Source organism: Synechococcus sp. WH 8016 (assembly GCF_000230675.1).
Taxonomy (GTDB): Bacteria; Cyanobacteriota; Cyanobacteriia; order PCC-6307; family Cyanobiaceae; genus Synechococcus_C.
In genome coordinates, this window is the sequence record NZ_AGIK01000001.1 from 242723 (window position 1) to 255325 (window position 12603).

General features: G+C 53.9%; 13 protein-coding genes. 7 read left to right on the forward strand and 6 right to left on the reverse strand.

What is annotated here, in order from left to right:
• Window positions 1-20: 20 nt before the first annotated feature.
• Genes SYN8016DRAFT_RS01340 through SYN8016DRAFT_RS01355 form a run of 4 tightly spaced genes read right to left on the reverse strand, consistent with a single transcriptional unit; the run spans window position 21 to window position 2528 of the window.
• Complete coding sequence (locus SYN8016DRAFT_RS01340) at window positions 21-992, reverse strand: asparaginase (RefSeq protein ID WP_006852418.1); 972 nt, start codon at window positions 990-992, stop codon at window positions 21-23.
• Between the two features lie 33 nt (window positions 993-1025).
• The gene (locus SYN8016DRAFT_RS01345) at window positions 1026-1520 is read right to left on the reverse strand and encodes a CGLD27 family protein (protein ID WP_006852419.1); all 495 of its coding nucleotides are present in this window, start codon (window positions 1518-1520) and stop codon (window positions 1026-1028) included.
• An 11-nt stretch (window positions 1521-1531) separates the two neighbouring features.
• Entirely contained in the window at window positions 1532-1900 is a 369-nt protein-coding gene (gene rsfS, locus SYN8016DRAFT_RS01350; protein ID WP_006852420.1) for a ribosome silencing factor, read from the reverse strand.
• Complete coding sequence (locus SYN8016DRAFT_RS01355; protein WP_006852421.1) at window positions 1893-2528, reverse strand: DUF3318 domain-containing protein; 636 nt, start codon at window positions 2526-2528, stop codon at window positions 1893-1895. Before SYN8016DRAFT_RS01355 ends, rsfS begins: the two co-directional genes overlap by 8 nt.
• Window positions 2529-2647: 119 nt before the next feature.
• On the opposite strand from SYN8016DRAFT_RS01355, the gene carB reads away from it, so the two are divergent.
• From carB to SYN8016DRAFT_RS01370, 3 genes are read left to right on the forward strand one after another with little or no spacing between them, the layout of a single operon-like run.
• Window positions 2648-5971, forward strand: coding sequence for a carbamoyl-phosphate synthase large subunit (gene carB / locus SYN8016DRAFT_RS01360; protein ID WP_006852422.1), 3324 nt, complete (start codon window positions 2648-2650; stop codon window positions 5969-5971).
• Window positions 5972-5997: 26 nt separating this feature from the next.
• Window positions 5998-6669 carry a DUF3386 domain-containing protein gene (locus SYN8016DRAFT_RS01365; RefSeq protein WP_006852423.1) on the forward strand — a complete coding sequence of 224 codons (672 nt, stop codon included), beginning with the start codon at window positions 5998-6000 and terminating at the stop codon, window positions 6667-6669.
• Between the two features lie 34 nt (window positions 6670-6703).
• Window positions 6704-8044 carry a sodium:alanine symporter family protein gene (locus SYN8016DRAFT_RS01370; protein WP_006852424.1) on the forward strand — a complete coding sequence of 447 codons (1341 nt, stop codon included), beginning with the start codon at window positions 6704-6706 and terminating at the stop codon, window positions 8042-8044.
• Here the strand turns inward: SYN8016DRAFT_RS01370 and SYN8016DRAFT_RS01375 are convergent.
• Together SYN8016DRAFT_RS01375 and SYN8016DRAFT_RS01380 are read right to left on the reverse strand one after the other, a co-directional pair.
• A complete protein-coding gene (locus tag SYN8016DRAFT_RS01375) occupies window positions 8019-8258 on the reverse strand; it encodes a DUF6447 family protein (RefSeq protein ID WP_006852425.1) in 240 nt (79 codons plus the stop codon). The two genes, SYN8016DRAFT_RS01370 and SYN8016DRAFT_RS01375, sit on opposite strands and share 26 nt — an antisense overlap.
• 53 nt (window positions 8259-8311) lie before the next feature.
• Complete coding sequence (locus tag SYN8016DRAFT_RS01380) at window positions 8312-10051, reverse strand: ABC transporter ATP-binding protein (protein ID WP_006852426.1); 1740 nt, start codon at window positions 10049-10051, stop codon at window positions 8312-8314.
• Window positions 10052-10066: 15 nt separating this feature from the next.
• Here SYN8016DRAFT_RS01380 and SYN8016DRAFT_RS01385 point away from each other — a divergent pair, with 15 nt between their 5' ends.
• Genes SYN8016DRAFT_RS01385 through SYN8016DRAFT_RS01400 form a run of 4 tightly spaced genes read left to right on the forward strand, consistent with a single transcriptional unit; the run spans window position 10067 to window position 12322 of the window.
• Complete coding sequence (locus tag SYN8016DRAFT_RS01385) at window positions 10067-10291, forward strand: RNA-binding S4 domain-containing protein (RefSeq protein WP_006852427.1); 225 nt, start codon at window positions 10067-10069, stop codon at window positions 10289-10291.
• 33 nt (window positions 10292-10324) lie between these two features.
• Window positions 10325-11056: a triose-phosphate isomerase gene (gene tpiA / locus SYN8016DRAFT_RS01390; RefSeq protein ID WP_038013100.1), complete on the forward strand. Its 732-nt coding sequence runs from the start codon at window positions 10325-10327 to the stop codon at window positions 11054-11056.
• Window positions 11057-11061: 5 nt separating this feature from the next.
• Window positions 11062-11895 (forward strand): dihydropteroate synthase, encoded by an 834-nt coding sequence (folP, locus tag SYN8016DRAFT_RS01395; protein WP_006852429.1) that lies wholly within the window; start codon window positions 11062-11064, stop codon window positions 11893-11895.
• Window positions 11896-11920: 25 nt separating this feature from the next.
• Window positions 11921-12322, forward strand: a complete 402-nt coding sequence (locus SYN8016DRAFT_RS01400; RefSeq protein ID WP_006852430.1) for a thiol-disulfide oxidoreductase DCC family protein — start codon at window positions 11921-11923, stop codon at window positions 12320-12322.
• Window positions 12323-12603 lie beyond the last annotated feature (281 nt).

Consider the following 12603-nt stretch of genomic DNA (forward strand, 5'->3'; position numbering starts at 1 on the left):
GCCCTAGCGATTGTGAGCATTCACGCGCGGAGCTCTCCCTTCACTTCGAGCCGCAGGCCTGGGCCGATGATCAACATCTTGTCCTCCAGTTCGTCCAGGCTCCCCTGAGTGATCCAATCAAGTTGACGCAGTAGATGCAGCGCGACCGCCTGTTTGGCACGACGAGAGCCATCTTCCACCTTGATCGCAACTCCCAGGCCATCTCCCGTTCTGCTCAGGCACTGAACGCCTTCGGCCCCCCCCTTGCTAATGACCTGCTGATGCGAGCGGGACATGAGCTCTGTGTCGAAGCGACCCTCTCCGGCCACAAGCTTGGGGTGGGCGAGCATCGCTCTGCTGATTTGCTCTAGCTCTGCATGGGTTGAAGCGCCGAGATGGGCGTAGAGCAAGGCGATCTGGGACAGCTGCAGGAGCAGGGTGGGCGCACCGCAGTCATCGCGCTCAGCCACGAGTTCCTGCGCTGGGAGTCCAAGGATTTCCCCCACGCGCCGATTGATTTCTTGCTGCAGTGGATGGTCACCTTGGAGATAGCTCTCGAGGGGCCACCCCATTTTTCGTGATGTGGCAAGGAATGCCGCATGTTTTCCAGAGCAATTGTGCTCCAGGGGACTGTGACCCCAAGCTGGAATTGGACAGTGGAGGTCGTCCGGCTCTAGTTGGGCGTTCCAAAGCAGTCGGAACGCTTCCCTGGCATGTTCAGCAGTCCCGGCATGGGAGGCACAACTGATCGCCAAGCCGCGATCGCCAAAGTCATAGCTTCCGGAGGCGCCACTGCTGAGGGCAGGCAATGCCTGGAAGGGCTTGAGTGCTGATCTCACGAAGGTTTCATGATCAGCCCGTCCGGCCTTCATCAGGATTCTGCCTTTTGCATCACAGACCACGGCATGGACGCGATGGATGGATTCCACCGAGGAACCTCGTTTCAGCACGACCTCAAAAGCAGGACAGCTGGAGTTTCTGGACGATCTGCCGTAGCCAGAAGAAAGGGTCATAGAGGAGATCTCAGCAAGAAAATGTCAGCGAAATTAGAGAGCCGTACAGAGGCTGGCTCCACCAAGAATCAGACCTGTGGTTGTGGCCATGGCTCTGCCTAGCCGTCCAAGGATGGGGCGAACTTCATGTTGGGCAAGCAGCAGATCACGTTCGCGCCAGGACAAGGGTTTTTCCCAAACCTGTCCGTCATACCAACCGGATTCTTCGTATTCCACGCGTTCAGAAAGAAGACGCTTGTGGACATAGCTCCAACCCAGCCATTGGCGCACCAATAACAACATCGGTAAAACCAGCCCCGAAACAGCACCTGACAGCACGAGGCGAACGGGATCGTGTCTCAAGCTCCAACTACCGCTCGCGATCAACACGGTGAGAGGAACGATCAGAAGCCAACTCAAAACCAAAGCTTTGTCTAGATCGATTTGTCGATGACGCGGCCAGGCAAAAAACCATGATTGGCTGAGCTGGGAAAACTCTTCCTGGGGACGTTGGTCCGGGGGAACAGGGCAGGAGATTGTCGCGGCCATATGAACAGGTGTCAGAGGCCTGTGGATGTCTCGGACGCTAGATGGGGACGGCGTTCACCGTGACTCCAGAACGCTTCTAGGTCGTAATAACTGCGTTCCTGCGATTGCAGGATGTGAACAATCAACTCGCCGTAATCCAGCAGGGCCCAGCGACCTTCATTCAGCCCTTCCTTGCGCAAGGGGAGTCGTTGCGCTTCCTCTTCCAGGCGGTCTTCAACCGATCGAGCCATGGCCTTGACCTGAACGTCACTCTGACCGCCTGCAATCACTAACCAATCGGCCAGGCTTGAGACCTCTTCGACCCGAATCAGCTGGATATCCACACCCTTGCGGTCATCGCAAGCCTCGGCTGCAAGCTCAGCGAGTTGTTCACTATCCATAAACGTTCTCGCTGGCAACGGATTGATTGGAGCCTTGTTGCTGAGCCATTTCAGCCCTTGCTTTGCCTGCACTTTTGCGGAGGGCTTCCAGCCGATCTTCGTAAAAACTCCGCTTTTTCTTTTTGCGTGTCTGCTCCACTAACTCCTTGAGGGCGCCACCCAAGCTTTTGTAGGAGTTCGGAACGCTGTAACCAAAGCGGCAAGCCAGATCAATCGCCCGCTCATCTGCTGCGATCGCATCACGAAGACGCTTCTCGGCGTTGTTTTTGAGATATAGGCGATAGCCAGCAAACCCGGACAAGCCAAGGGCCATGAACAACAGCAGACCGTCCTGGACCCAAAGCTCACCAATCGCGCCGCCCAGGCCAATAGCCAGAGCAGCCATTTCCCATCCATCTCTGGGGATGGTGTCGTTTTGGATGCGACCAACTTCGTGCCAAAACAGCAGGTTTCTGTGATCGAGAGCGAAGCTGTCCCATAGGTCGAGATCCACCTGAATCTCGACCTCATCTCTGCCGATCTCTTCAAGCGTGATCAGAGCAGGTTCCACAGCAGCAGCAGCTTCCACGAACACCCAGCTCTGCATCTCTGGTGGCAGCAACCCTTTCAGTCGCTGGAGCTCACTCATGGTGAATCAAGCACTCCTTTCCCCCAACGCTAGCGACCAACCGACCCGAAAGGTTGCTGGTGAAATCTTTCAAGGGCTCCACATGGGAGTATTGGCTGGTTTGGCTGTATTGAAGGCCCATGCCCCGGCGGAACGATCTTCGTCGCATCCTCCTGTTGGGTTCCGGACCGATTGTGATCGGACAGGCCTGCGAGTTCGACTATTCGGGAACTCAGGCTTGTAAAGCCCTGAGGGCAGAGGGATTTGAGGTCATCCTGATCAACTCGAATCCGGCTTCGATCATGACGGATCCGGAAATGGCGGATCGCACGTACGTCGAGCCGCTCACGCCGGACGTTGTTACGCGCGTGATTGAACAGGAGCGGCCCGATGCCTTGCTTCCAACCATGGGAGGGCAGACCGCTCTAAATCTGGCGGTTGCTCTCGCCGAAAATGGAACGTTGGAGCGGTTTGGCGTTGAGCTGATTGGTGCTGATCTCAAAGCAATTCAAAAAGCGGAAGACCGTCAACTGTTCAAGCAGGCGATGGAGCGCATTGGCGTTCACGTGTGCCCGTCAGGGATCGCGTCCAATTTGGACGAGGCTGAATCTGTTGGTGCCTCGATTGGCAGCTATCCACGCATCATTCGACCCGCCTTCACGCTCGGTGGAAGTGGCGGGGGGATTGCCTACAACCCCGAGGAGTTCAGTGCCATTTGCAAGACAGGCCTTGATGCCAGTCCTGTCTCTCAAATTCTGATTGAGAAATCTCTTCTCGGCTGGAAGGAATTTGAGCTTGAGGTGATGCGTGATTTGGCAGACAACGTCGTGATTGTTTGCAGCATCGAGAATTTGGATCCCATGGGGGTCCACACCGGTGACTCGATCACCGTGGCACCAGCCCAAACGCTGACAGATCGGGAATACCAAAGGTTGCGAGATCAATCGATCGCGATCATTCGTGAGATCGGTGTGGCCACAGGTGGCAGCAATATTCAGTTCGCCATCAATCCGGCTGATGGCGAAGTGGTGGTGATCGAAATGAATCCAAGGGTGAGTCGCTCCTCTGCCTTGGCCAGCAAGGCCACTGGATTTCCGATTGCCAAGATCGCTGCGAGGTTGGCGATTGGATACACCCTCGATGAGATCCTCAACGACATCACTGGGAAGACACCAGCCTGTTTTGAGCCGACCATCGACTACGTGGTGACGAAAGTCCCTCGCTTTGCATTTGAAAAGTTCCGGGGATCTCCCGCTGTTTTGACAACCGCGATGAAGTCGGTTGGTGAGGCGATGGCCATCGGTCGTTGTTTCGAAGAGTCGTTCCAGAAAGCCTTGCGATCCTTGGAAACTGGTCTGTCCGGCTGGGGGGGTGATCGTCCGGAGCCCTCGTGCTCCAAAACCGATCTTGAACGCTCGCTACGGACACCTTCTCCCGATCGGATTTTAGCTGTCCGTAGCGCCATGCTGGCAGGAATGACGGATGATCATATTTATGAATTGAGCCATATTGATCCTTGGTTTCTTGCAAAGTTAAGGGGATTGATTGATGCTGAATCTGAGCTTTTAAAGGGCCGCACGCTCGGAGATCTGGATGAGCCAGCGCTGTTAAAACTTAAAATGTTGGGGTATTCAGATCGTCAAATTGCCTGGTTTGTTGATAGTAAAGAGCTGGATGTGCGAGAGCGCAGGGATCAATTGGGTGTGATTCCTGTCTTTAAAACAGTGGATACATGCGCCGCTGAATTTGCCTCCTCCACTCCTTATCACTACTCAACCTATGAACGTCCGCTATTTCGCTTGAAGCCAGATGGACAACTTCAACCCATGGCTCCTTCCACTGAAGTTGCCGTTGAAACAAGACCCAAGCTAATGATTTTGGGTGGAGGTCCTAATCGCATCGGCCAGGGTATTGAATTTGATTACTGTTGTTGTCACGCCTCTTTCTCTGCGCAGGATCAGGGTTTTGCGACGGTGATGTTGAACAGCAATCCTGAGACGGTCTCTACGGATTACGACAGCAGTGACCGTCTTTATTTTGAGCCTCTAACGCTCGAAGATGTGCTGAATGTGATTGAGGCAGAGTGCCCCAGTGGAGTGATTGTTCAATTTGGTGGGCAGACACCTCTCAAGCTTGCATTGCCTCTTTTGAACTGGTTGTCAACACCGAAGGGAGTGTCGACCGGGACTCAAATTTGGGGAACCTCACCAGAATCTATCGATCTCGCGGAAGATCGAGAACAGTTCGAGGCCATTTTGCGCAAACTTGATATCCGACAACCTCGTAATGGTCTGGCTCGAAGTGAAATTGAAGCGCGATCCATTGCTGGCAAGGTTGGCTATCCCGTCGTGGTTCGTCCCTCCTATGTTTTAGGTGGGCGCGCTATGGAAGTCGTCTACGACGAGACGGAGCTCAATCGCTATATGAAAGAAGCTGTTCAAGTAGAGCCAGATCACCCTGTGCTGATTGATCAGTATCTAGAAAATGCTGTTGAGGTTGATGTTGATGCCCTTTGTGATCGTGAGGGCACTGTTGTGATTGGTGGCTTGATGGAACATATCGAACCGGCAGGAATTCACTCTGGAGATTCAGCCTGTTGTTTGCCTTCTATCTCTCTGAGTGATGATGCTTTGGCTGTTATTCGGCGTTGGAGTGAGGCGTTAGCGACCACATTGAAAGTTCAAGGATTGATTAATTTGCAATTCGCGGTTCAACGTGATGTCGATGGAGAAGAGAAGGTGTTCATCATCGAAGCCAATCCCCGTGCGTCTCGAACGGTTCCCTTTGTGGCCAAAGCCACCGGTGTGCCTTTGGCCCGTCTGGCAACACGCCTGATGGCTGGTGAAACCTTGAGTCAGGTTGGTCTGCTGAAGGAGCCCATTCCTCCTTTGCAAACCGTGAAAGAAGCGGTGCTCCCCTTCCGGCGTTTTCCAGGGGCCGATTCTCTTCTCGGTCCGGAGATGCGCTCGACTGGTGAAGTGATGGGTTCTGCATCTGATTTCGGCATGGCTTTTGCCAAGGCAGAACTCGCGGCAGGGGAAGCGCTGCCTACCGCCGGAACCGTCTTCCTTTCGACGCATGATCGCGACAAGACGGACTTGGTGCCTGTGGCGCGCCAGCTGATTGGATTGGGCTTCGAGTTGATAGCCACGTCTGGAACTGCCAGGGCTTTGCGTGAGCAAGGGTTGGATGTTCAGTCTGTCCTCAAGGTGCATGAGGGACGGCCCAACATCGAAGACCTGATTCGTTCTGGCGGGGTGCAGTTGGTGATCAATACTCCGATTGGACGTCAAGCTGCTCACGATGATCGCTATTTGCGCCGGGCCGCTCTCGACTATTCCGTTCCCACCCTCACCACACTGGCTGGTGCGCGTGCAGCTGTTGAGGCGATTGAAGCCTTGCAAACTCGAACAATCGTGATTCATGCCTTACAGGACGTCCACGCATCGCTTGTTGGCCAGTAGGGTTTTAAAAGCTTGCCGTTGATCTCTTGACCACGACCTCCGCGACAGTTATCGCTACAGGCAGCGATTGCCGGGATGCTTTTCGTGCTGCTTATCAAAACCGTTACACCTGGGATCCAGGATTTTCCGGATACTCAGGTCGCTGCATTTGGCTCCAAGGTGAGCGCTCTGTTGAAGGGACGTTCCATGTTGGCTCTGATCTAAAAGCCAAGGTTGAAGGGGTCTCCGATCCTGAAGTTGAAAAAGCTTTCGCGTCGCAACTTTGGGAAGTCTGCATTCATCGTGTGCGCCGCACATTTGAACAGACCCATTCTGAAAATACCTTTACCGCCGGTGATTGCACCGATGAAGGTCTTGAGGTGATTATTGGCGGTAAAGGTGAAGGTGATAAGTACCGAATTAAAAATGATGTTGTGACGATGGTCCATCGTCATATTCATGGAACGGTGGTAACCATTCATACCGAAAGCACAACTGATACAGGGAATGGTTACCTCAGTCGTTGTTACACCAGTCAGTACTCTGATCCAGCGAGTGGAGAGGCCCGCGGAGGAATGAATCGTTTCACCGACACCTTTGTTCCCGTTTCTGAAGGTGGTGCTTGGGTGCTGAGCGAGCGCACAATTCGTACGGATGCATGCGCTGATTCTCCTGCAAGTGAGCAGACTTTTCGCTTTGTTGACCTGACAAGCGCCTGAAATGTGGCACCATTGGCTGAGTTTCAGCTGATGGATGGAAACACTTATTTCGGCAATCAACGATCCCATCAATGGGATCGTTTGGGGCTGGCCGATGGTCATTTTGATTGCAGCGACGGGCATTCTTTTGATGTTCGGCCTGCGTTTGATGCCGTTGCAACGCTTGATCTTTGGCGTTCGAGTGTTGGCTACCAGGTCAAGCGCCTCTGAACAGGGAGATATTTCTCCTTTCGCAGCTTTGATGACATCTCTGTCTGCCACGATCGGCACCGGCAATATTGCTGGTGTTGCTGGTGCCATCGCCGTGGGTGGACCCGGGGCTGTGTTTTGGATGTGGGTGATTGCTGTGTTTGGTATCGCTACCAAATACGGCGAGGCTGTGTTGGCTGTGAAATATCGCGAAGTTGATGGCCTTGGGAACCACGTCGGTGGTCCGATGTATTACATCCGCAATGGTCTTGGTAAAAACTGGCAATGGCTTGCTGTTTTGTTTGCCACGTTTGGAATGCTTGCTGGTTTTGGAATTGGCAACGGTGTTCAGTGTTTTGAAGTCTCCAGTGCTTTGGAGGCCTTTGGTATTCCAAGGTTGGTGACTGGATTGGTGCTTGGAGTGCTTGTCTTTGCTGTGATTATTGGCGGAATTGACCGGATTTCTCAAGCAGCCTCAGCTTTGGTTCCAGCGATGACCATTCTCTATATCCTTGCCTGCGTTGTTGTTTTAGGGATCAATATTCTTGACGTACCTGCAGCTTTTGGAACGATTTTCTCCAATGCTTTCAGTGGAGAAGCTGCTGTAGGTGGAGCGGTGGGGCAGGTGGTTCTTATGGGCTTTAAACGCGGCATTTTTTCCAATGAAGCTGGTTTAGGAAGTGCACCAATTGCCCATGCGGCCGCCAAAACGAATGACCCCGTTCGTCAAGGCACTGTTGCAATGTTGGGAACCGTGATCGATACCTTGATTCTCTGCACGTTGACGGCACTGGTGATCATTACCAGTGGGGTTTATGGCGGTGGAGAGTCCGGTGCGAATCTCTCGATCTTGGCGTTCAATACAAGCCTGAGCGGTGCCGGATGGGTGGTCACTGCCGGACTCATCGTGTTTGCGTTCACAACCGTTCTCGGTTGGAGTTTCTATGGAGAACGCTGCACCGAATTCTTGTTTGGCGAAAGGGCGATCAAGCCCTTCCGCTTTGTCTGGGTTGCCGTTGTTGTGATCGGCTCTGTGGCAGGAGATCGAGGCGTTGTTTGGGGTGTCGCTGACACCCTGAATGGCCTGATGGCTCTTCCAAACCTTGTTTCTTTGATCCTGCTCTCGCCAGTGATTATCAAGCTCACTGGCGACTACAACTTCAGTCGCTCTCAGGAAGAGGGCTGACCTCTTTTAGGCGTTCGTTGAGCTGCATCGCCATTGACTGGCGCCCTACCGCTAACACTTTGAGGGTGTCCTCATGCATGCGTAATTGGGCGTCAGCAACCTGCATTCCTCGGACGAGCTCTTTCAATTCATCTGGAAGCTTATTCAGGTCGTAGCGTTTTCCTTCAAAGGTCAGAATTGGGTTCTGGTCTTGGGAAACGGAAGAGCTGGTCATCAATGGAGAGCAAACGGGTGAATCTTATTGGCTGGTGCGTTACTTGAAACCATTCATTCGTTAACGCGGATGAATTGCCTTTCGCAGAGTTCTCGATATCTGCCGCCCAGGCTCATCAGAGCGTCGTGGCTGCCCTGTTGGCTAATGCGACCATGCTCTAAGACAACAATCAGGTCGGCTTCTTGAACGGTGGCCAGACGATGGGCGATCACAATCACAGTTCGGCCCAGCATGGCTTGCTTGAGTCCAAGTTGAACGGCGGCCTCCGCCTCTGCATCGAGGGCACTGGTGGCTTCATCCAACAACATCACGGCGGGATTTCCCAGCACAGCCCTGGCAATGGCAATGCGCTGGAGCTGTCCGCCGGAAACGTTGGTGCCGCGCTCCTGCAGACGGGTGTTGTAGCCGTCTGGGAGACGGATGATGAAATCGTGGGCGTTCGCGAGCTTTGCGGCTTGATGGAGCTGTTCCTGCGTGGCCTGTCGACCAAATCGAATCGCTTCCGCGATCGTTCCTGAAAAGACGCTGCTGCGTTGCGGCACAAGAGCGACTTGTTGTCTCAGGTCGCGCGCGCTGACCTGGCTCAGATCTTTGTCATCAAAAAGGAGCTGTCCTTTGTTGACGCGATTAAAGCGAAGGAGCAGAGAAAAAAGTGTTGTCTTACCAGCCCCCGACGGTCCCACGAGGGCCACAACTTGTCCGGCCTTGATGGAGAGATTGAAGTTTTGAAGAACTGGCTGCCCTGGGGTGTAAGCGAATTCGACTTCATGGAAGTTCAAATCTCCTCGCAAGCGACCAAGCGGAAGCGACGGGACGGGATCGGCGGGTTCCGAAGGCTCCTTCTCGATTTCACGCAGACGGCGCAGTGAGGATTGTCCCTGCTGAAATTCGTTGTAATTCGCCGTGACATGGGCGATCGGATCGATCAGCAGGACCAGGCCGGTGAGATAACTGATCAACTCAGGGACGGCAAGGTCGCCGCTACTGATCCTGATCGCGGCTAAGACCAGGACGGTGGCGAAACCCAGGACCTCAATGATCCCGACCACGGGATGTTGAAGCGCCACCAGGCGATAGGTGTTGTACCGAGCTTGGCGGTGCTGATCGATTTCATCTTCAAAACGGCGCTCTAGCCAGGGTTCTGCGGCAAACGCGCGTACCAGTGGTAGCCCTTCGATGGCTTCTCCCAGCAGACCTGCCAGCTCACTCACCTTTTTTTGGCTTCGTTCTGTGGCGACCATCACCCTCGCTCCAAACAGGCTGATCAGCCAGGCAACGAAGGGTGCGAGTAGCAGGATTGCGAGGGTTAATTTCCAGTCAAGCCAAAGCATGTAGCCAAGAACGGCCACTAACTGCAGTGCACTTGGGATGCTGTCGTGGAGGGTTTTGTAAATCACCTCGCTCACACGATCGGCATCTTCGGTGAGCCGATAGGTGAGATCACCTGACGACATTTTTTCCAAGGCACCCAGCTGCACCTTCTGAAGCCTTTGAAACAGATCTCGTCTCAGCGACTGGCTGACTTGCAGAGCAGGACCTGCAAGCAGGGAGTCTTGGCCAAATTGTGCGAGCTTTTGGATCGCGAAGACCAACAAAACCAGGCCAATGACCGGCAGGATTCTTTGCAAATCACCCGAGCCCACATCGGGCAAGAGTCGGCCCATCAGTCGCATCAACACCAACTGGCTGCTGACAAAAACCAGCATGCAAAGAGTGCCGATCGCCAGGAGCCGCCTGTGAGGTCGCAGCAGTGGAATCAACCTGCGGAATCCCGCTTCTGATGGCTTCAGCATCAAGTCAGACTATCAATGGCGATTGGACTGACTGGTGCAGGAATGAGACTTGATCAATTCCTTAAATGGATGGGCTGGGTGGCGACGGGTGGAGAAGCCAAGCTGCGGATTCAGGGGGGTGATGTGTTCGTCAATGGCGACCTTGAGCAGCGGCGTGGCCGTCAACTGAAAGCCGGCGATCGCGTCCAAATGGGTGTCGACTCTGCCGAAGTTTCGGATTCTCTTCAGGCAGGGCCGTAAGTTGTCAGCTGCTGAGCTGCAGAGGACGGAAGCGTGCGCAAACCGGTGATTGCTGGCAACTGGAAAATGCACATGACCTGTGCGCAAGCCAGGGCCTGGATGGGCACGTTTCTCCCTCTCATTGCAGAGCTGCCCGATGACCGACATCTGGTGGTGGCTCCACCCTTCACGGCGATCAGCACGCTCGCTGAGCTGAGCCAAGGAACGCGCCTTGAACTATCCAGCCAGAACGTGCACTGGGAGGGAGAGGGCGCGTACACCGCTGAGATCTCTCCGAGCATGCTCAAGGAGCACAACGTTGAATACGCAATCGTTGGTCACAGCGAACCTCGCAAGTACTTCAGCGAGAGTGACGAACAGATCAACCACCGGGCTCGATCGGCTCAAACCAATGGCTTGATTCCGATTGTTTGCGTTGGTGAAAGCGACGAGCAGCGCAGCCGAGGAGAGGCTGAGCGGGTCATTCGTCGTCAGGTTGAACAGGGCTTAGAAGGACTGGACCCCAGCCAGCTGGTGGTGGCCTATGAGCCGATCTGGGCGATTGGTACGGGCAAAACCTGTGAAGCGAGTGAAGCCAATCGCATCTGCGGATTGATTCGTAGTTGGGTGGGCTCACCAGATTTGATCATTCAATACGGGGGCTCGGTGAAACCAGGCAACATCGACCAGTTGATGGGAATGAGTGATATCGATGGGGTGTTGGTTGGCGGTGCCTCTCTCGACCCTGAAGGCTTTGGGCGGATCGCGAACTACGTGAAAAGCTGACGTCGATGCGCTGGCCGAAGGATTGGGGCACGCGCCCTGCCGTGATGGGAGTGATCAACCTCACTCCCGATTCCTTTAGCGATGGTGGTCAGTTCAATCAGCTCGATCGGGCCTTGGCTGAGGCGGCGCGTCAGGTTGCCTCAGGGGCTGATTGTTTGGATTTAGGTGCGCAAAGCACCAGGCCGAATGCGACTGAAGTGGGAGCGGATGAGGAGCTCAAGCGCCTGTTGCCAACGCTGAAGGCCATTCGTGCCGCTTACCCCAAGGTGTTGATCTCCGTTGATACCTTTCTTGCCGGGGTCGCCAACCAGGCGCTGGAGGCTGGCGCTGATTGGATTAACGATGTGAGCGGTGGACGCCGTGATTCAGGGATGTTTCCGCTGATAGCTCGTGCGGGCTGCCCATTTGTGCTGATGCACAGTCGCGGCACGAGCCAAACGATGGATCGCTGCACGGATTATGGAGAACAGGGTGTTGTCCAAACGGTTTTGGAGGAATTACGAGCAGCAACAACGTGCGCTCTTGAGGCCGGTGTGAATCGTGACCAGTTGCTTTGGGATCCAGGCCTTGGTTTTGCGAAAACAACCGCACAAAATCTCACCCTGTTGCAGCAGCTCGAGACCCTTGTGGCTGAAGGGATTCCCCTGTTGCTGGGTCCCTCTCGAAAACGTTTTATCGGGGCTGTGCTCGATGAACCAAGAGCTCGTGCCCGTCTTTGGGGGACGGCTGCTGTCTGTGCCAGGGCGGTGGAGGCTGGCGTTGCCGTCCTACGTGTGCACGACGTAGGACCTATTCATCAAGTGGTGACCATGGCCTCAGCCATTCGTTCAGATCGCTAGAACAGCGGTCGAATTCCATGTGGCGATGATGAGTGAACCGAGTCTCACTCTTTTGTATGACGGTGCTTGTCCGCTGTGTCTTCGAGAAGTCAAGTTTCTGAAACGCCGCGATTTGCATGGAAGGCTCGCTTTTATCGACATCGATCAAGACGCCTACGACCCTGCCCAATGGAAGGGAATTAGTTACCGAGAAGCGATGGCACGCATTCATGCCATCCGTGCTGATGGAGAGATTCTTCAGGATGTGGCTGTGTTCCGAGAGGCCTATCGCTGCGTTGGACTTGGTTGGATCTATGCCCCGACCCAATGGCCTCTGATTGGATCTTTGATCGATCGCATCTATGCACTTTGGGCTTCGCAGCGTTTGCGTATGACAGGACGAGCAAGCCTGAATGAACTATGCAATTGCAAGCAGAATGCTTCTTGATTCAGGGGAATTTGCGAAGAAAAGTTTTCTAATTGCATGATAATTGCCTCCTCTATCTCGTTTTAGAGTCTCTAAAAAGCAAGCATATTTTTTGAATGCTTTGAGTTTGCAAGCTCTTATTTAAGAGATTCTACTGTTGGCTTGTATTCGCGAGCCCTTGAGTCGGAGATAAGTTTTAATAGCATAATCAATAAAAAGCTGCAAATATACATTGTTAATGGCTTTAGCCGGCTATTTCATTAAAGCGTTTTTGTGCTTACGGGATTTATTTATGAGATAGA

Excerpts from the sequence above, each read along its gene's own strand:
- SYN8016DRAFT_RS01340 (WP_006852418.1), bottom strand. The coding sequence starts at position 992 with ATGACCCTTTCTTCTGGCTACGGCAGATCGTCCAGAAACTCCAGCTGT.
- SYN8016DRAFT_RS01345 (WP_006852419.1), bottom strand. The coding sequence starts at position 1,520 with ATGGCCGCGACAATCTCCTGCCCTGTTCCCCCGGACCAACGTCCCCAG.
- rsfS (WP_006852420.1), bottom strand. The coding sequence starts at position 1,900 with ATGGATAGTGAACAACTCGCTGAGCTTGCAGCCGAGGCTTGCGATGAC.
- SYN8016DRAFT_RS01355 (WP_006852421.1), bottom strand. The coding sequence starts at position 2,528 with ATGAGTGAGCTCCAGCGACTGAAAGGGTTGCTGCCACCAGAGATGCAG.
- carB (WP_006852422.1), top strand. The coding sequence starts at position 2,648 with ATGCCCCGGCGGAACGATCTTCGTCGCATCCTCCTGTTGGGTTCCGGA.
- SYN8016DRAFT_RS01370 (WP_006852424.1), top strand. The coding sequence starts at position 6,704 with ATGGAAACACTTATTTCGGCAATCAACGATCCCATCAATGGGATCGTT.
- SYN8016DRAFT_RS01375 (WP_006852425.1), bottom strand. The coding sequence starts at position 8,258 with ATGACCAGCTCTTCCGTTTCCCAAGACCAGAACCCAATTCTGACCTTT.
- SYN8016DRAFT_RS01380 (WP_006852426.1), bottom strand. The coding sequence starts at position 10,051 with ATGCTGAAGCCATCAGAAGCGGGATTCCGCAGGTTGATTCCACTGCTG.
- SYN8016DRAFT_RS01385 (WP_006852427.1), top strand. The coding sequence starts at position 10,067 with ATGGCGATTGGACTGACTGGTGCAGGAATGAGACTTGATCAATTCCTT.
- folP (WP_006852429.1), top strand. The coding sequence starts at position 11,062 with ATGCGCTGGCCGAAGGATTGGGGCACGCGCCCTGCCGTGATGGGAGTG.
- SYN8016DRAFT_RS01400 (WP_006852430.1), top strand. The coding sequence starts at position 11,921 with ATGATGAGTGAACCGAGTCTCACTCTTTTGTATGACGGTGCTTGTCCG.